15 protein-coding genes and 1 tRNA gene are annotated in these 18,691 nt (G+C 54.9%); 7 read left to right on the top strand and 9 right to left on the bottom strand.

Annotated features, from left to right (window positions below):
• Positions 1-18 precede the first annotated feature (18 nt).
• The gene (gene rplY / locus CKK19_RS03495) at positions 19-303 is read left to right on the top strand and encodes a 50S ribosomal protein L25 (protein ID WP_022648733.1); all 285 of its coding nucleotides are present in this window, start codon (positions 19-21) and stop codon (positions 301-303) included.
• Positions 304-354: 51 nt separating this feature from the next.
• Here rplY and yejK read toward each other — a convergent pair whose 3' ends face one another.
• Positions 355-1,362 (bottom strand): nucleoid-associated protein YejK, encoded by a 1,008-nt coding sequence (gene yejK / locus CKK19_RS03500; RefSeq protein WP_017693031.1) that lies wholly within the window; start codon positions 1,360-1,362, stop codon positions 355-357.
• Between the two features lie 134 nt (positions 1,363-1,496).
• Here yejK and CKK19_RS03505 point away from each other — a divergent pair, with 134 nt between their 5' ends.
• The 3 genes from CKK19_RS03505 (at position 1,497) to CKK19_RS03515 (ending at position 3,654) form a co-directional block, all read left to right on the top strand.
• Positions 1,497-1,724 (top strand): YejL family protein, encoded by a 228-nt coding sequence (locus tag CKK19_RS03505; protein WP_038984002.1) that lies wholly within the window; start codon positions 1,497-1,499, stop codon positions 1,722-1,724.
• 19 nt (positions 1,725-1,743) lie between these two features.
• Positions 1,744-3,504, top strand: a complete 1,761-nt coding sequence (gene yejM / locus CKK19_RS03510; RefSeq protein WP_022648735.1) for an LPS biosynthesis-modulating metalloenzyme YejM — start codon at positions 1,744-1,746, stop codon at positions 3,502-3,504.
• Between the two features lie 73 nt (positions 3,505-3,577).
• A tRNA-Pro gene (locus tag CKK19_RS03515) sits at positions 3,578-3,654 on the top strand.
• Positions 3,655-3,720: 66 nt separating this feature from the next.
• Here the strand turns inward: CKK19_RS03515 and CKK19_RS03520 are convergent.
• Positions 3,721-3,981, bottom strand: coding sequence for a DUF2534 family protein (locus CKK19_RS03520; RefSeq protein WP_006811332.1), 261 nt, complete (start codon positions 3,979-3,981; stop codon positions 3,721-3,723).
• Between the two features lie 202 nt (positions 3,982-4,183).
• Here CKK19_RS03520 and eco point away from each other — a divergent pair, with 202 nt between their 5' ends.
• Complete coding sequence (gene eco, locus CKK19_RS03525) at positions 4,184-4,693, top strand: serine protease inhibitor ecotin (RefSeq protein WP_063853865.1); 510 nt, start codon at positions 4,184-4,186, stop codon at positions 4,691-4,693.
• Between the two features lie 134 nt (positions 4,694-4,827).
• Here eco and mqo read toward each other — a convergent pair whose 3' ends face one another.
• Positions 4,828-6,477 carry a malate dehydrogenase (quinone) gene (gene mqo / locus CKK19_RS03530; protein WP_063199016.1) on the bottom strand — a complete coding sequence of 550 codons (1,650 nt, stop codon included), beginning with the start codon at positions 6,475-6,477 and terminating at the stop codon, positions 4,828-4,830.
• Positions 6,478-6,664: 187 nt separating this feature from the next.
• Here mqo and CKK19_RS03535 point away from each other — a divergent pair, with 187 nt between their 5' ends.
• Positions 6,665-7,960: a SulP family inorganic anion transporter gene (locus CKK19_RS03535; protein ID WP_045308675.1), complete on the top strand. Its 1,296-nt coding sequence runs from the start codon at positions 6,665-6,667 to the stop codon at positions 7,958-7,960.
• On the opposite strand, the gene mgtE is transcribed toward CKK19_RS03535, so the two are convergent.
• The 6 genes from mgtE to CKK19_RS03565 form a co-directional block, all read right to left on the bottom strand.
• Positions 7,923-9,359 (bottom strand): magnesium transporter, encoded by a 1,437-nt coding sequence (gene mgtE / locus CKK19_RS03540; protein ID WP_006811337.1) that lies wholly within the window; start codon positions 9,357-9,359, stop codon positions 7,923-7,925. The genes CKK19_RS03535 and mgtE overlap by 38 nt on opposite strands.
• A gap of 140 nt (positions 9,360-9,499) precedes the next feature.
• Positions 9,500-11,143 (bottom strand): multidrug ABC transporter permease/ATP-binding protein, encoded by a 1,644-nt coding sequence (locus CKK19_RS03545; protein ID WP_063853867.1) that lies wholly within the window; start codon positions 11,141-11,143, stop codon positions 9,500-9,502.
• 76 nt (positions 11,144-11,219) lie between these two features.
• A complete protein-coding gene (gene alkB / locus CKK19_RS03550; protein ID WP_023300603.1) occupies positions 11,220-11,870 on the bottom strand; it encodes a DNA oxidative demethylase AlkB in 651 nt (216 codons plus the stop codon).
• Positions 11,870-12,928, bottom strand: a complete 1,059-nt coding sequence (gene ada / locus CKK19_RS03555; protein ID WP_023300604.1) for a bifunctional DNA-binding transcriptional regulator/O6-methylguanine-DNA methyltransferase Ada — start codon at positions 12,926-12,928, stop codon at positions 11,870-11,872. The genes alkB and ada overlap by 1 nt, the downstream gene beginning before the upstream one ends.
• A gap of 72 nt (positions 12,929-13,000) precedes the next feature.
• On the bottom strand, positions 13,001-14,056 hold the full coding sequence (apbE, locus tag CKK19_RS03560) for an FAD:protein FMN transferase ApbE (RefSeq protein WP_063853868.1): 1,056 nt from the start codon (positions 14,054-14,056) through the stop codon (positions 13,001-13,003).
• Between the two features lie 114 nt (positions 14,057-14,170).
• Positions 14,171-15,262 carry a porin OmpC gene (locus tag CKK19_RS03565; protein WP_023306624.1) on the bottom strand — a complete coding sequence of 364 codons (1,092 nt, stop codon included), beginning with the start codon at positions 15,260-15,262 and terminating at the stop codon, positions 14,171-14,173.
• Positions 15,263-16,007: 745 nt separating this feature from the next.
• On the opposite strand from CKK19_RS03565, the gene rcsD reads away from it, so the two are divergent.
• The gene (rcsD, locus tag CKK19_RS03570; RefSeq protein ID WP_063844523.1) at positions 16,008-18,680 is read left to right on the top strand and encodes a phosphotransferase RcsD; all 2,673 of its coding nucleotides are present in this window, start codon (positions 16,008-16,010) and stop codon (positions 18,678-18,680) included.
• Positions 18,681-18,691: the final 11 nt, after the last annotated feature.

Consider the following 18,691-nt stretch of genomic DNA (forward strand, 5'->3'; position numbering starts at 1 on the left):
AAATACAGAGAGAAATCAATGTTCACTATCGAAGCAGAAGTACGTAACGTGCAGGGTAAGGGTGCGAGCCGCCGCCTGCGTAACGCTAACAAGTTCCCGGCTATCGTTTACGGTGGCGAAGCTGCTCCAGTTGCAATCGAACTGGATCACGACAAAGTGTGGAACATGCAGAACAAAGCTGAATTCTACAGCGAAGTTCTGACCATCGTTGTTGGCGGTAAAGAAGAAAAAGTGAAAGTTCAGGCTGTTCAGCGTCACCCGTTCAAGCCAAAACTGTCTCACATCGACTTCGTTCGCGCGTAATCGCAAACCTGTCGAGAAAAACCCCGCTTCTGCGGGGTTTTTTTATGGCCGCTACTTACCGCCTGAGGTGCGACGCTGGAGCTGATCGCGCAGATTCGGCGGCGTGCCTTTAATGGTCAGCGTGTCGGTCGCCGGATCCCAGAAGATACGTTCCCCGAGCAGCATGGCATCAAAGTTAATGGTTAACCCACCGCCGCTACCGGCAAATTTCGTCAGCTGACGCAGCGTACTGCGATCCGCCGGGAAGCTCTCTTCCAGCTCATAGCCTTTTTCTGCGGTAAATTCCTGGAAGCTGACTTCGCTGACGCCCGCCAGCTCTTTGGACAGCGACTCCAGCTCAATCTCTTCCCCGGCCTGTAACTGCTCGTTACAGTAGCTGTAAACCTGCTGACGCACGGTCTGACGCTCAGATTTATCCAGCTGCGCCTCAGCGGTAAAGTCATCCACCGCCTGGAGCAGACCTTTGTTCTGCGCTTTGGCGTTCAGCCCTTCACTGGCACCGAGGAAGTCCATAAAGAAATCGGCCACTTTGCGGCCCACGCGGCCTTTAAGGAAGGTCAGGTAGCGCGTCGATTCCGGATTGGTTTCCCATTCAGTTAAATCAATACGCGCCACAATATCCGCATGGTTGATATCCAGATAGTGCGTTGAGCTGATATCCAACTGCTCGTTCACACGCATGCTGCTTAAATTATTCAGCACGGTGACCAGCAGATACTCTACCGCCAGATAGCGGTAGTGGCAGAACAGGACGATACCGCCATCGGCGAAGGGATATTTCGCCAGTTCGTCACGAAGACGGCCAGTTGCAGCGCGGCTGAATGCCAGGAAATCCTCTTCGCCCTGACGTTGCAGGCGCAGGCTATCCGCCAGCTCGCTCTCTTCGCTGAACAAGCCATAGGCTTTATTTTTCGCGCTGTAGACGCGATGCAACTCCGCCATCATCTCGACAACGGTAGGCGTTGGTTCCAGTAACGAATCGCGTAGCACCACTTCAAGGGTTTGCTCATCACGCTTGATAAGCTGGTGCAAGGCAATCTGGTTGATTTCCAGACTCATGATAAACTCTCCTTTTAGACCGGGCGGTATTCAACCACCACCAACGCATGTGTGCAACAGAAGATAAAAAAGGGGAAAAAAAGCTGTTGCTACGGTAATATGTCGCCCTTCTCTCAACAAACTGATTTTGATTTATGCCACAACATTCCCGCTACAGTGACGAACACGTTGAACAACTGCTCAGTGAGCTGGTCAACGTACTGGAAAAACATAAAACGCCAACCGATCTCTCCCTGATGGTTTTGGGAAATATGGTTACCAACCTGATCAATACCAGCGTTGCTCCGGCTCAGCGTCAGGCGATCGCCAAATCTTTCGCCCTGGCTTTGCAGTCATCCGTTAGCGACGACCAGGCACACTAAGGGAAACGAACAACAGTTTATGGTGACGAATCGTCAGCGCTACCGTGAAAAAGTCTCCCAGATGGTCAGCTGGGGGCACTGGTTTGCCCTGTTCAACATTCTGTTGGCGATGGTGCTCGGCTGCCGTTATCTGTTTGTGGCGGACTGGCCAACCACGTTAACCGGGCGTATCTACTCGTGGATGAGCCTTGTTGGTCACTTTAGCTTTCTGGTCTTCGCCACCTATCTGCTGATCCTGTTCCCACTGACGTTTATCGTCATGTCGCAGCGGCTGATGCGCTTCCTGTCCGCCATTCTTGCGACGGCGGGCATGACGCTGTTGCTTATCGACAGCGAAGTTTTTACCCGGTTCCACCTGCACCTGAATCCTGTCGTCTGGGAGCTGGTGATTAACCCGGATCAGAACGAGACCGCCCGCGACTGGCAGCTGATGTTTATCAGCGTGCCGATTATCCTGCTGATCGAAATGTTGTTTGCGACGTGGAGCTGGCAAAAGCTCCGCAGCCTGACCCGACGCCGACATTATGCGAAGCCCGTCGCGGCGCTCTTTTTCGCCTCATTTATCGGTTCGCACCTGATGTATATCTGGGCAGATGCGAACTTCTACCGCCCTATTACCATGCAGCGCGCGAATCTGCCGCTCTCCTATCCGATGACGGCACGTCGTTTCCTTGAAAAACACGGTCTGCTGGACGCGCAGGAATATCAGCGTCGTCTGGTCGAACAGGGTAATCCGGAAGCGGTCAGCGTGCAGTATCCCCTGAGCGATCTGAAATATCGCGACATGGGGCGCGGTCAGAACGTGCTGCTGATTACCGTCGATGGCCTGAACTATTCTCGCTATGAGAAGCAGATGCCTGCCCTGGCTGAATTCGCTGAGAACAACATCGTATTCACTCAGCATATGAGTTCCGGTAATTCGACCGACGCGGGTATTTTCGGTCTGTTCTACGGTATTTCACCGAGCTATATGGACGGCGTGCTGTCGGCCCGTATTCCGGCTGCATTGATTACCGGGCTTAATCAGCAGGGCTACCAGCTGGGGCTGTTCGCCTCTGATGGTTTCAACAGCTCGCTGTACCGCCAGGCGCTGCTGTCTGATTTCTCACTGCCAGCCGCGCAGAGCCAGTCTGACGATCGGACTGCTGACCAGTGGATAGACTGGCTGAAGCGCTATGCACAGGAAGATAACCGCTGGTTCTCCTGGGTTGCGTTTAACGGCACAAATCTTGATGACAGCAATCAGAAAGGCTTCGCGCGCCGCTATAGCCGTGCGGCGGGTGATGTCGATGCGCAGATCGCTCGCGTGCTGACCGCCCTGCGCGACGCGGGCAAGCTGGACAATACGGTCGTCATTATCACGGCCGGGCATGGCGTGCCGCTCGGCGACGAAGCGAAGGGCATGGACTGGTCGCGTCCGAACCTGCATGTCCCGCTGGTGATCCACTGGCCGGGCACTCCCGCGCAACGCATCAACATGCTGACCGACCATAAAGACGTCATGACCACGTTAATGCAGCGGCTGCTGCACGTTAGCACGCCGGCAATTGAATACTCGCAGGGACAAGACCTCTTTAGCGCCACGCGGCGTCATAACTGGGTCACGGCTGCTGGCGAAAACACGCTGGTGGTGACCACGCCGACGCTGTCCCTTGTGCTGAACAGCAACGGCAATTACCAGACGTACAGCCTCGAAGGTGAGAAGCTGAAAGACCAGAAACCGCAGCTCAGCTTGCTGTTGCAGGTGCTGACAGACGAGAAGCGCTTTATCGCTAACTGATTATTTATGAATCAGTTAGCGTTGCTTCCCCCTTGCAATCAAAAAGGAATCGAGTAGTATTCCTTTTATGCGTCGGCACGTAGCGCAGCCTGGTAGCGCACCGTCATGGGGTGTCGGGGGTCGGAGGTTCAAATCCTCTCGTGCCGACCAAAACTACACAAAAAAACCAGCCGCTTATGGCTGGTTTTTTATTGCCTGTCTTCGCATGCACAATGCTTAGTGCTTCTCACGCCCACCGAGAAAGAAAATCCCCAGCGGAATCGCCAGCAGGACGGTGAACACCAGACTGTAAACAAAGATCATCGCTGATTGCAGGACAAACATGCTGGTTGTCCACGCAGAGAGCGGGATGTTGTACTGCTCGATCACGCCGACAATGGTTGCTCGCCCCACGCATGCAGCAGCAATCATAAACACAACCAGTAACGCCAGCAGGAACTTGCGGCCTTCAGGTGTCTTCAGTTTTTCCCGTACCATCTCTTCTCCCTTTACAGATGAATAACAATAATTAACGCGTAAAATAACACGATCTCTGCACCGACTCCACTGCAGCATTAAACACCAATAAAAGAGCACGAAAGCAGTGCTTTACTCCGTTTAAAATGAAAATGTGAGTAAATTACGCCAACCATTCACATACATTATGTTAGTCTTTCCGGGATCGTTTTAACAAAAAGGAATGACAGTGAAAAACGCACCTAAATTTGCCATCGCCCTTATCGCCGCTGCGTGCGCCAGCACCAGCGCTTTTGCCAGCGAAACCCCAAAAGAGCAGCCGCTGGAAAAAGATGCCCCGTATCCGCAAGCGGACAAAGGGATGAAGCGCCAGGTTATTCAGCTCCCGGCTCAGCAGAATGAAGGGAATTTCAAAGTCGAGCTGTTAATCGGCCAGACGCTGGAAGTGGACTGCAACCAGCATCGTCTGGGCGGCCAACTGGAAAGCAAAACGCTGGAAGGCTGGGGTTATGACTACTATGTCTTCGACAAAGTAACCTCGCCAGTCTCCACCATGATGGCGTGCCCGGACGGCAAGAAAGAGAAGAAATTTATCACCGCCTATCTGGGTGATAACAGTCTGCTGCGCTATAACAGCAAGCTGCCGATTGTCGTTTATACGCCGGAAAACGTGGATGTGAAATATCGCGTATGGAAGGCGGATGAGACGGTAGGACAAGCAGTAGTTCGTTAAAAATAAGTCGGGTGGCGCTCACGCTTACCCGACCTGGAAAGGGTGCGTTCTGGTGCCCTCACCCCAACCCTCTCCCGGTGGGAGAGGGAGAAAACACGAAAAACGGTAACGGATGTTACCGTTTTGCGTTTAGCTTACAGCGCGATATCCGCCACCGGCTTGCTTTCCGCCTGCGGCTTCAGCTCTGCCTTCGGCGCAGCATCCGCAGCCTGCGGTTTGACGTATTGCAGTTGCAGAACGCGGCTGGTGTATTCCAGCTCTTGTTCCGTGGCGTCAACGTTACCGTTCAGCTTCGTACCGTAGGATGGAATAATGGTTTTCAGCTTCGCCTGCCATTCCGGGCTGGATACTTTGTCCTTAAACACTTTTTCCATCAGGTGTAGCATGATTGGCGCAGCGGTAGACGCCCCCGGGGATGCTCCCAGCAGCGCGGCAATAGTGCCATCCTTATCGCTTACTACTTCGGTACCCAGACGCAGCACGCCGCCCTCTTTCGGATCGCGTTTGATGATCTGCACACGCTGACCCGCCTGCCACAGACGCCAGTCTTCTTTCTTCGCCTGCGGATAGTACTCTTTCAGCGCCTCGAAGCGTTCTTCATCAGAGAGCATCACCTGGCTAATAAGGTATTTCACCAGATCGAAGTTATCCAGTCCCACGTCCATCATTGGCTTGACGTTTGACGTCGTGGTCGCGCTCAGCAGATCCCACAGGGAACCGTTTTTCAGGAACTTGGTAGAGAATGTAGCGAACGGCCCGAACAGCACCACGCGCTTACCGTCCAGCATACGGGTGTCGATATGGGGAACGGACATCGGTGGCGCACCAACAGAAGCCTGACCGTACACTTTAGCCAGATGACGGTTAACCACTTCAGGGTTTTCCGACACCAGGAACTGGCCGCCAACCGGGAAGCCGGCGTAGTCGTCCGCTTCCGGAATACCGGACTCCTGCAACAGTTTCAGCGCCGCGCCGCCAGCACCGATAAACACGAACTTCGCCTTAATCACATGCTCGGCTTCGTTGTTTTTCAGATCGGCAACGGTCACGCTCCAGCTGTTATCCGCGTTGCGCTTGAAACCACGTACTTCGGAGCTGAGTTGCAGGTTAAAGTTCTCTTTTTTCTTCAGAGAGGTCACCAGCTGACGGGTGATTTCACCGTAGTTAACGTCAGTACCAATTTCAGTGCGGGTCGCCGCCACTTTCTGGTTCGGATCGCGGCCTTCCATAACCAGCGGCGCCCACTCTTTGATTTGAGCGTGATCTTCAGAGTATTTCATCCCGCGGAACAGCGTGCTCTGTTGCAGGGCAGCGTAGCGCGCACGCAGGAAGTTGACGTTTTGATCGCCCCACACAAAGCTCATGTGCGGTACGGTGTTGATGAAGGAGTGCGGATTGTGCAACACACCGCTGTTTACCTGGTGAGACCAGAACTGACGTGAGATCTGGAACGCTTCGTTGATCTCTACCGCCTTCTCGATACTAATGGAACCGTCCTTTTTCTGCGGCGTATAGTTCAGTTCCATAAGTGCCGAGTGCCCCGTCCCGGCGTTATTCCAGCCGTTAGAGCTTTCCTGCGCCACGCCATCAAGGCGCTCGACCATGGTCATGGACCAGTTCGGCTCTAATTCCTGAAGATATGTGCCCAGCGTGGCGCTCATGATGCCGCCACCAATTAAAAGGACATCCGTTTCCTGCTCTTTTGGTGCGTCAGCCTTCGCCGCCAGCGAGACGGCGTTCAGCCCCACGGCCAGAGAAAAGAGCACGGCAGTCATTTTTTTCATCATTTATGCCTTAGTTGAATAGTGCTTGATGCGTTGAAATTACAGGTGAAACACGCTGCGGTGGCACGGTAGCAACTTTTAAATATTGTTTAAAGGTTACGAAATTATTGTAATTGTGAAATTTAATGATGGATTGTTTGTAGGGTTTTGGCATACAGGCTGGCACCCGACGATTTTCCTGGCTATGATGCTGCACTTTGTGATCGCGCGCACGGAAGCCTGCCCCTACCAGCGAATTGTTATGTCATTACCTCACTCGTCTGTACCCCAAGAAGGCCATGTCGCCACCGTTTTACGTTCGCCTCAACGTCTGATGCGCGAAACCCTGGCCGGCGTGATTACCGCGCTGGCGCTGATCCCGGAAGTGATTTCGTTTTCCGTGGTCGCGGGCGTGGATCCGAAAGTGAGCCTTATCGCCTCCGTGGTGCTCTGTTTCGCCCTTTCCCTGCTCGGCGGGCGTCCGGCCATGGTGACGGCGGCGGCCGGTTCCGTCGCGCTGGTGATTGGCCCGATGGTCCATCAACACGGCGTACAGTACATTCTGCCCGCGGTGGTGATGGCTGGCGTGATTCAGATCCTGTTCGGCGCGCTGGGAATGGCGCGGCTGATGCGCTTTATTCCCCAGTCGGTGATGACCGGGTTTGTTAACGCCCTTGGCATTTTGATTTTCTTTGCCCAGGTGCCCCATTTCTGGAGCCGAAGCCCGCTGATAGTGGGCCTGTTCGTGCTGACGCTGCTGATTGTGCTGTGGGTGCCACGCTATATTAAAAGCGTACCCTCCCCACTGATTGCCATTGTGCTGCTGACTTTGTTCACCGTCACCAGCGGGCAAATCCTGCCAACGGTAGGGGATGAAGGCTCCATGAGCGGCGGTTTGCCGGGCTTTACGCAACTGCTGGTGCCGCTCAATCTGGAAACCCTGAGCATTATCTGGCCGTGTGCGCTAAGTATCGCTTTTGTTGGCCTGCTGGAATCCTTGCTGACGGCAAAACTGGTGGATGAACTGACCGTTACCCCTTCAAGCAAGCGCCGCGAGAGCATCGGTCTGGGCGTGGGGAATATTATGGCCGGGTTCTACGGCGGCATTGCGGGCTGCGCGATGATTGGGCAGACCATCGTTAACGTGGAGATGGGGAAAGGCAGAAGCCGTATCTCCACCCTTGCGGCGGGTATCGTACTGCTTGTGCTGGTTACGGCGCTCAGCGAGGTGATGGCCAAAATCCCGATGGCGGTACTGGCGGGTATTATGGCCATTGTGGCCGTCAAGACCTTTAGCTGGCATAGCGTTCAGCCCGGAACGCTGAAAAACGCGCCGGTGGCTGAAACCGTCGTGATGCTGGTGACGGTTGTGGCAACGGTTTCCACCGGCAACCTGGCGATTGGCGTGCTGGGCGGGATTGTGATGATGTTCATCCTCCCTGCCCGGCTGAAGCAAAAAGCGCTGGCTACAGAAGAAAAATCGTCGCCAGTCCAAGAAAAATAAAGAAACCGCCGGTATCGGTAATGGCGGTGATCATCACGCTCGACCCCACCGCGGGGTCGCGCCCCAGCCGGGTCATCGTTAATGGGATAATCACGCCCATCATCGCCGCCACCAGCAGGTTCAGCACCATCGCCAGCATCATGACCCCGCCCAGCGCCATATCATCGTACAGCCACCAGGTAATGCCGCCCATGATGCCGCCCCAGACAAGGCCGTTAATCAGCGCGACGCCCATCTCCCTGAAAATCAGCCACGAAAAATTACCCGGCTGAATGTTTTCCAGCGCCAGGGCGCGAACGATCATGGTGATTGTCTGGTTGCCGGTGTTCCCGCCGATCCCCGCCACAATCGGCATCAACGACGCCAGGGCCACCAGCTGGGAAATGGTATGTTCGAAGCCGTCAATAACGCGGGACGCCACGAACGCGGTGCATAAATTGATGGCGAGCCACGCCCAGCGGGTTTTGACGGCCTTGCCGACGGAGGCATGAACATCGTCTTCGGCACTGATACCGCCAAGGGCACGCAGGTCGTTATCGGTCTCTTCATAGACCACGTCAACGATCTCATCAATGGTCAGACGCCCCATCAGCTTGCCCACCGAATCCACCACCGCCGCGCTCACCAGGTCATCACGTTCGAAGGTACGCGCGGCTTTTTCGGCATCGTCTTCCGGCGAGAAGACCATCGGCTCGGTTTCCATGACCTCACTTACCCGCTGCTGGGTGCTGTTCAGCAGGATCGTTTTAAGCTCCAGCTCCCCGAGCAGGGTCTTATCCCGCGAGGTGACGAACAGTTTATCGGTGTTGTCCGGCATACTGCCCAAGCGACGAAGATAGCGCTGCACCGTACCCAGGGTGACGTCCGGACGCACGGTGATGACGCCAAACTCCATGATCGCGCCGACGCTGTTTTTCTCGTAGTGCATCACCTGACGCACGCGCGCCCGCTCCTCGGCAGGCAGGGAAGCCAGCAGGCGTCCGGTCAGGTTGCGCGGAAGATGCTGAACGAGGTAAATCTGCTCATCGATATCCAGCGTTTGCAGGGCGTCGAGGATGTCCCGGTCGCTCATCTCATCGATAAGGTCATCCCAGACGTTTTCCGAGGCTTCAAGCAGCACCTGACCGCGCTCGTGATCCTGCACCAGCCGCCACAGGGCGTGGCGCTCCTCGGAAGGCAATGCCTCCAGGGTGTCCGCCAGATCCGGAGGTGGTAAATGTGCAACCAGCGCACCTACCTCAGCAATATCGTCGGCCAGCGTGCCGACATCATATTGCTCAGCCAGGGTTAGCTTACCCAATAACGTTGACGTGACCGCTTTATCGGTCGTCAGGAGCCAGATGAGCCGCGCACGCTCCTGGTCACGCTGCCTGGCGCTGTTTTTCTTTAATACCGACATCAATCATAAATCCATTAAATGAGTTGGCGTTAAGCATAGCGCGGGGATATGTAAATAAGAATAAACGGCGGGTCGGGATGGAGAAAAAAACGGCATATATGAAAAATGAGTGTGCCGGGGGCCACCCGGCACAATTGCAATCAGGCCGTGCGCGCCACCGCGTCCCGTGACGCCGCATCGCGCTCATCGCCGGTCAGCTCGCTCAGTTTGCCGTCGCGCATCTCCAAAAGACGGTCGGCGTGAATGAAGTAGTGATCGTCATGGCTGATGGCAAAAATGGTTTTCCCCATCGCCTGCATCAGCGGCAGCAGGACCTGATAAAACTCGCGACGGAAGTGCGGGTCCTGATCGGCGGCCCATTCATCCAGCAGGATGATGTCGCGCTCTTCGGCCAGCGCCAGCAGCAGCGCCACGCGCTTCTTCTGCCCTTTCGACAGCTTGAGATTCAGGATTTTGCCATCCTGTAGCTCCAGCTTGTGTGACATTTGCAGATGCGCAAGCCACTTCTCCACCAGCGCCGGATCCGCCTGCTGCCCTTCCGGGCCCAGCAGCCGGTCGAACAGCCAGACGTCGGTAAATACCGCCGAAAAGAGCTTGCGGTAGTCCTCCGGTTTCTCCGCGCTCAGCGCTTTGCCATCCAGCAAAATTTCGCCTGATTGCGGCTGGTAGAGGCCCGTCAGCAGCATCGCCAGCGTGGATTTGCCGCTGCCGTTACCGCCGATCAGGAACAGCAGTTCGCCGCGGTGAATGATCAGATTTATCGGCCCCACGGAGAAGGCGTTATCCTGATAGCGGAAGGTCACGTTACGCAGCTCAAGCGTTTGCCAGTTCGGGAAGGCCTGCGGGCGCGGGAACTCAGCCTTAAACGGCGCAAGGTCGAACTTCTTCAGCTTGTTGAAGGCCACCTGTGCGCTCAGCAGCGTCGGCAGTGCGCCAACGGCCGACAGCAGCGGCGTGCGTAAAAACAGCAGCGTCAGGGAGTACGTTGCCGCCACGTTGGTATCCGCCCACCCCAGGCTGTTCGCCATCCAGAACACCAGGCCAATGGCACCCAGCATCATGATATTGGACCAGTTCACGGCGCTCAGGTGGAACGTATCGGCGCGAATAATGTGATGACGATATTCGTGCGCATCCGGGATATAGAGATGGTTGAAGATATGTTCGGCGCGCTCGCGGTTCAGCGTCAGCTCTTTGCGCCCTTCCAGCACTGTCTGATAATCGTTATAGAGCTTGTCTTCCGTTTCGCGCAGCACCGCCATGTGCTTATAGACGCGTGATACCAGCAGGAACCCGCCCCAGATGGTAATAACAATCCACAGCGCCGTTACCGCCAGCATTTTGCTGGAGAGCCAGGCGAGATAGGCTGCCGAGCCAAAGGTCAGGATGATCCCCTGCACCAGCTCCGGCAGGCGCACAAAGGCGATGGTAATGGCGCGCACATCGCTGGTCAGCCCCGCCAGCAGAGAAGCACTTCCCAGCTGTTCGATGCGTTCCACTTGAGTATCAAGGATCCGTTTGATGAACTCGCTGCGCAGACGGAAAACGAAGTGGTGGCCGAGCGCGGTCAGCGCCAGCTGTGACCCGAGCGTGACTGCCATCAGCAGCAGCAGTAAACCCAGAAATTCCGGCAGGACGGAGAGTGACGTGTCGACCATTTCGATCAAACGCACGTTAATGAAGGCAATCAGGCCGATCCCCAGCGCCGCGCTGGCAAGGCTTAGCGCCATCACCGCGATAAAAGGCCAGCGATACTGCCGCCAGACAAGAAGAAGTAGTTGCATGCAGAGCAATCCGGACAAGAAAAATCAGCCAGCAGTGTAAACTGCCTTTCACACACATCAAGAATAATTCTTATTTTTATTCTCTGTACGCTGCCTGGCGGAACGTGAGGTTGTAGCGAAACGCCCCCGCCACCGGGTGATCGCCATTTTTAAGCGGCTGAATACCGTGATAAAAAAGCCGTGATTCACCGCCCCAGACCACCACATCGCCATGCTCCAGCATCAGCCGTTTAAGCGGGTCGTTGCGCCGCAGGCCGCCAAACTGAAAGACAGCGGGCAGCCCAAGGGATACCGACACAATCGGCGCGCGCAGGTCAGGCTCGTCCTTATCCTGATGCAGGGAGAGCTTTGCCCCGACGGCATAGCGGTTGATCAGACAGGCATCGGGACGAAAATCAGGATAGCCGGCCGCGACGGCGGCATCGTGACACAGCGCCTGAAACGCCTCCGGCATCGGCGGCCACGGCCTATCCGTCAGCGGGTCGTTCGCGGCATATACATAGCCCCGCTCATTCGTCGCCCATCCCAGTTCGCCGCAGTTGGTCATCGCCACGGACATGGTATACCCGCCCGGCGTGACCATATGGCGAAACGGCGAACGGGCGGTGACGGTATCAATACCGTCGAACAGCGCCGCCGCGCGGGAAAGCGCAAAACGTCTCAGGATCGTCGCCCCCGGCGCGAGCGGCTCCTGCCAGGGTTCAGCATCAGCAAAAAGATCGAGCATTATCCCTCCGGGTTGTTCGCCTCACGTTTCAACAATAGCACCTTACGCGCTGCGCCCCAGCGATAACCCGACAGCGCACCGTCGTTACGCACCACGCGGTGACAGGGGATAACTATCGCCAGTTTGTTGGCTCCGCAGGCCCCCGCCACGGCACGTACGGCATTGGGTTTACCAATGGCCTTCGCCACCTGCTGATAGCTCGCCGTTTCACCGCAGGGGATAGCCCGCAGCGCCTGCCAGACCTGCTGCTGGAAAGCGGTACCCCGGATATCCAGCGGTAACGTCAACGGCGTCGCGCGGCTGTCGACAGAGGCAATCACCTGACGAACACGCCCGGCAAATGCGCCTTCCATCGGTTCGCGGACGGCAAGCGGAAACAGTGACAGCAGCTCAGCCGTCAGCCCGGCGTCGTCATCACCCAGCAGTATTGCGCAGATCCCGCGCTCGCTTTCCGCCACCAGACAGTGGCCCAGCGAGCAGTCGCTGATGGCATAGCGGACCGCAGCCTCTCCGTTACGGTACTGTTTCGCCGTCATGCCCAGCGCGCCGTTGGCTTTACGGTAGTAGCTGCTGCCGTCCGGGAAGCCAGCGGCCAGTACGGCGTCGGTGATTTTACCGCCCTGTGCAAGCAGGCTACGCAGGCGTTGTTCACGCGCGGCCTGCTGCCATGCTTTCGGCGTCATGCCGGTGACGGATTTAAACAAGCGGTGGAAATGGAACGGACTCATGCCAACCTGCTGCGCCAGGGCCTCCAGGTTCAGCGCGGCATCCTGCTCAAGCAGTCGGCAGGCCAGCGCAACGTTGGCCTTTTTCTGCGCCATAGGGTCGACCTGGTCCGGCCTACAGCGCTTACAGGGGCGGAAACCCGCCTGCGCGGCCTGGTGAGCATCAGGATAAAAGCAGACATTTTTACGCAGCGCGTGGCGGGCACGGCAGGACGGACGACAATAAATGCCGGTCGTCTGCACGGCAAAGACAAACTGGTTATCCGCACGCGGATCGCGGGCCAGAACAGCCTGCCAGCGATCCTCATCGGTAAGATAGGTTGTGTTTTTCATCATCGGCTCCTCTTACAAGCATACGCTCAGCTTGCCTGAACGCCACCGAACAAAAACCCGCAACCTTGCTTTTTAATTTTTTTCGCTCACCAGGAAGCTGTTGAACTGCGGTGAACTCCAGGTTTTAAACCCGTCAGCCTCTTTGGTGATCATATAGACGGCCAGCCCTTCCTGACGCACCACCTCTTTGGCCTTCTCCGTGCCGAGCACCATCAATCCGGTATCCCAGGCGTCGGCTTCCAGCGCAGTTGGCGCTATCACCGTCACGGACACCAGGTTGTGGGTAATCGGGCGTCCGGTTTGCGGATCAATCACATGCGAGATACGTTTGTCATCCAGCTCGTAATAGTTGCGGTAGCTTCCGGAGGTGCTGATACCGTGCCCGTTGATGTCGACAATCGCCTGCACCGCGTTCTGCTGATCGGTTGGTTTTTGGATGGCCACTCGCCACGGCCTGCCGCTGGCGTTCATGCCCCGGCTGACGAGCGCGCCCCCGACGGAAACCAGATAACGGGGAATACCTTCCTGCGCCATCAGGGCCGCGAGATGATCCGCAGCATACCCCTCGCCTACCGTGGAGAGATCCACAAACAGGTCGGGAATGTCTTTTTGCAGGTATTGCTGACCGTACTGGGAGATCACCGCCAGATGCTGTAACCCTGTACGCGCGCGGGCGTCGTCGATGGCGGCTTGATCGGGTGTGGTCACCGGCTGCTTGTTGGGGCCAAATCCCCACAGGTTCACCAGCGGCCCAACGGTCACATCCATTGCGCCGTTGGTTTTGTAGCCCACGCGCATGGCTTCCGTGACGATATCGGCCATTGCTTCGCTCACCGGCCACAGCGAGGTGCTGCTGGAGCGATTGAAACGCATCAGCGCTGAGTCATTTTTATAGGTAGAGAGTAGCTGATCGTCGGCATCCAGCTGCGCCTGAATTTTACCGCGTAGTTCTTCAGCGCGGGACTTATCAATATCCATCACGCTGACGCGCCAGAAGGTCCCCATGGTTTTCCCTTCCAGCACCGTCGCGGCGGGTGCGTCGATTTTTGCGGGCTGTGTAGAAGAGTCACACGCGGTCAGGAGTAAAAAAGTCGCCAGAACGCTGGCGCGTAAAAAAGTCATATCCATTGGTTATTATCCTCATGCCAGGGCGGCAAGAGTACACTAAAACAGCGTATTTGTAAGACCCTAAAAAAGCATGAAAAAAGGGGCCTGATGGCCCCTTTGTCGCTGTATGAGCAATTAGAACTGGTAAACCAGACCCAGCGCGACGATATCGTCAGTACCGATACCTGTCTGACGGGTGAAGTCATTTTCATCCAGCAGATTGATTTTGTAATCAACATAGGTGGACATGTTTTTGTTGAAGTAGTAAGTCGCACCCACGTCAACATACTTCAGGATATCCTGATCGCCATAGTTTTCGATGTCTTTACCTTTAGACTGCAGGTAAGCCACGGATGGACGCAGGCCGAAGTCGAACTGATACTGAGCAACCACTTCGAAGTTCTGTGCTTTGTTAGCCCAGCCCTGATCGCCAACGCGGGTCGCGTTGTAAGTCTGAGTATACTGTGCAGCCAGGTAGATGTTGTTCGCGTCGTATTTCAGACCACCGGTGTAGGTCTCTGCGCGATCGCCTTCACCGTAGTAGCCCGCAGCGTTCTGGTCAGCAGTACGTTTAGAACTGGTGACTGCCGTACCGAGTGCGAAGCCTTCGCCCAGATCGTAAGTCAGAGAGCCGCCGTAGCCGTCACCGTTCTGACGCAGCGCGTCACGACCGTTGTTGGTCTGGCCTTCGCCGCTTGGGCTGCCGTTTTTACCCTGGTACTGCAACGCGAAGTTCAGACCATCAACCAGACCGAAGAAGTCCTGGTTACGGTAGGTCGCGAAGCCGTTACCACGCTGCTGCATGAAGTTGTCAGAACCGTAGGTATCGCCGCCGAACTCCGGCAGAACGTCGGTCCAGGAAGTCACATCGTAAACAACGCCGTAGTTACGACCGTAGTCGAATGAACCCGCATCAGCGAATTTCAGACCTGCGAACGCCACACGCGTCCATGAGTTGTTTTCGTTCTCACCAGAGTTACCCTGGATCTGGTATTCCCACTGGCCGTAACCGGTCAGCTGGTCGTTAACCTGAGTTTCGCCTTTGAAGCCCAGACGCATGTAGGTCTGGTCGCCGTCTGCACTGTCGTCATCAGAGAAATAGTGCAGGCCATCCACTTTACCGTACAGATCTAATTTGTTGCCGTCTTTGTTATAAATTTCAGCCGCATTTGCTGCGCCTGCCACCAGCAGAGCTGGTACCAGGAGGGACAGTACTTTAACTTTCATTTTATTAACCCTCTGTTATATGCCTTATTATTTACCACTGCTTACTGGTCAACCCTCTTAACCAGTCGGCAAGTTCATTCTCCTCAAAAATGCAGAATAATCCAACAGGAATATGATACGAAAACTTTGAAGATGTTTCACTTTACCATCAAGATGTTTCAATATGTAAATTTCAAGGAACTTTCACAAAGCATCAAAAGTTTAAAAATATAGCTCGGATAATCAAAACAAAAATATATCCTATAAAATTCAAAAGACTAACTTAAAAAAGAGTACAGCACTGAATGACAAAAAAATTCCCGTCAACACCACTAAAATAACCCTCGCTATCATCATTAACTTTATTTATTACCGTCATTCAGTTCTGAATGTCTGTTTATCCCTAATTGAACCGGATGCTCCGCATTCGGTTTTTTTTTACCTTTCTTTACGTCAACAGACATTTTATGTGCTACCCGTCTGTAATGATAACGACTATTAACTAAATCCATCGCCCGGCGATTACAGATTTTCCTTTTCACTTTCAAAATTAATTTCTTGTTAATTCGTGCTATTTTACTGCCGTTGTAACAGCATATTTGTACATTTCACTGGGTTTTGTACATCTTTCACACGGATGACGTTGAAGCGGGTTGCGACAGATAAAAAGTCAAGGTCATACCGATAACGACGCTGGAAATTCAGTTATTACCCTTTATACTGCCCTATCCCATTACCGCGCGGCCATTACGGGTTAAACACATCGATGAGTCAGACTGAAACTACCGCCCCGAGCAAATTCTCCCTTCTACCGGGCAGCATCACCCGTTTCTTTCTTCTGTTGATCGTTGTGCTGTTAGTCACAATGGGAGTGATGGTTCAGAGCGCCGTGAATACCTGGCTTAAAGATAAAAGCTATCAAATTGTCGATATCACCCATGCGGTGCATAAGCGCATTGATACGTGGCGCTACGCGACCTGGCAAATCTACGACAATATCGCCGCCGCACCTGCCACCTCATCAGGCGAAGGGTTGCAGGAAACGCGCCTTAAGCAGGATGTGTATTACCTTGAAAAACCGCAGCGCAAGACGGAAGCCCTGATTTTCGGCTCGCATGACAGCGCAACGCTTGAGATGACGCAGCGTATCTCCTCCTATCTGGACACCCTGTGGGGCGCCGAAACCGTACCGTGGTCCATGTATTACCTGAACGGTCAGGACAACAGCATGATCCTGATCTCGACCCTGCCGCTTAAGGATCTCTCGTCGGGCTTCAAAGAGACCACCGTTGGCAGCATTGTCGATTCCCGTCGGGCAGAAATGCTGCAACAGGCCAACGCGCTGGACGAGCGCGAAAGTTTCTCGTCATTACGCCGTCTTGCCTGGCAGAATGGCCACTACTTTACGCTGCGAACCACCTTTAACCAGCCGGGCCATCTGGCGACCGTGGTTGCCTTCGATCTGCCAATTAACGATCTTATCCCGCCGGATATGCCGCTGGACAGTTTCCGACTGGAGCCAGACAACAGCACCCAAAATATGCGCACGCCGTCGGATAAAGAAGGCCCGGACAGCGTAGCGATCTCCTTTAATGGCTCGAAGATTGAGATTGCCTCATCGCTCAACTCAACCGGTATGCGGCTGGTGTGGCAGGTGCCTTTTGGCACCCTGATGCTTGATACCCTGCAAAACATTATGCTGCCGCTGCTGTTGAATATCGGCCTGCTGGCGCTGGCGCTGTTTGGCTACAGCACCTTCCGTTTCCAGTCGGGCCGCCAGAGCGACTCGACGTCGGTATCAGCCGGGACCAGCAACGAGTTGCGTGTTCTTCGTGCCCTGAATGAAGAGATTATTTCCGTGCTGCCGCTTGGGGTGCTTGTTCACGATCAGGAGGCAAACCGGACGGTGATGAGCAACAAAATTGCCGATCACCTTCTGCCGCATCTTAACCTGCAAAATATTACGGCCATGGCGGACCAGCATCAGGGCGTCATTCAGGCCACCATTAATAATGAACTGTATGAGATCCGTCAGTTCCGCAGTCAGGTCGCCTCGCGCACGCAAATCTTCATCATCCGCGATCAGGATCGCGAAGTGCTGGTGAATAAAAAGCTCAAGCAGGCGCAAAGGCTGTATGAGAAAAACCAGCATGGCCGCGCGGCGTTTATGCAAAACATTGGCGATGCCTTTAAACAGCCGCTGAAGTCACTCGCCACGCAGATTGCTGATTTAAGCACGCCGGAAAGCCGACAGCTTAGCAGCCAGGCCGACTCGCTGGTTCGTCTGGTGGACGAAATCCAGCTTGCGAACATGCTGGAGAATGACATCTGGAAGGGCACCCCTACGCTCTTCTCCATCCAGGATCTGATTGATGAGGTGGTTCCGGAAGTCCTGCCGGTGATCAAGCGCAAAGGGCTCCAGCTGCTGATCAACAACCATTTACCGGCCAACGACGAGCGTCACGGCGATCGCGATGCCCTGCGTCGCATCCTGATGATGTTGATTCAGTATGCCGTCACCACGACACAGATCGGCAAGATCACCCTTGAAGTCAGCACCGATGAGTCCACCGACGATCGTCTGACGTTCCGTATTCTGGATACGGGCGAAGGCGTCACCGTGAGCGAAATCGATAACCTGCACTTCCCGTTCCTGAACGATACCCAGCGCGACCACTACGGTAAGGCGAATGCCCTCACCTTCTGGCTCTGCGATCAGCTGGCGCGTAAGCTGGGCGGTCATCTGAACATTAAGGCGCGCGAATCCCTCGGCACCCGCTACTCCTTGCATGTTAAAATGGCGGCGAATCCTCAGGAAGAGGATGAAGAGCGTCTGCTGGATGATGTGGTGGTGATGGTGGACGTGACCTCCAGTGAGATCCGTAATATCGTCGTTCGTCAGCTGGAAAACTGGGGCGCGTCCTGCATTACCCCGGACGAAAGGCTCGCGAGTCAAGAATTTGATCTATTTTTAACTGATAATCCGTCTAATCTTACTGCCTCCGGCTTGCTTTTAAGCGATGATGAGCCAGGCGTGCGGAAAATCGGCCCTGGGCAGCTGCGCGTCAACTTTAATATGAGCAATGCAATGCAGGAAGCTGTATTACAACTGATTGAAGAGAATCTGGCGCAGGAAGAGATCCTGGAGTCACCGTTAGGCGGCGATGAAAATGCCGAACTCCATGCCAGCGGATATTATTCGCTCTTCGTTGATACAGTACCAGATGATGTTAAGCGGTTGTATACTGAGTCCGTTGCGCAGGATTTTGCAGCGCTGGCACAGACAGCACACCGGCTTAAAGGGGTGTTTGCCATGCTTAATCTGGTTCCCGGCAAGCAGTTATGTGAAACGCTGGAACATCTAATTCGTGAGAAAGATGCCTCTGGCATTGAAAAATACATCAGCGACATTGACGCTTACGTCAAGAGCTTGCTGTAGCAAGGTAGCCT

The sequence above is a fragment of the Enterobacter sp. CCUG 70166 genome (assembly GCF_020224095.1).
Taxonomy (GTDB): Bacteria; Pseudomonadota; Gammaproteobacteria; order Enterobacterales; family Enterobacteriaceae; genus Enterobacter; species Enterobacter intestinihominis.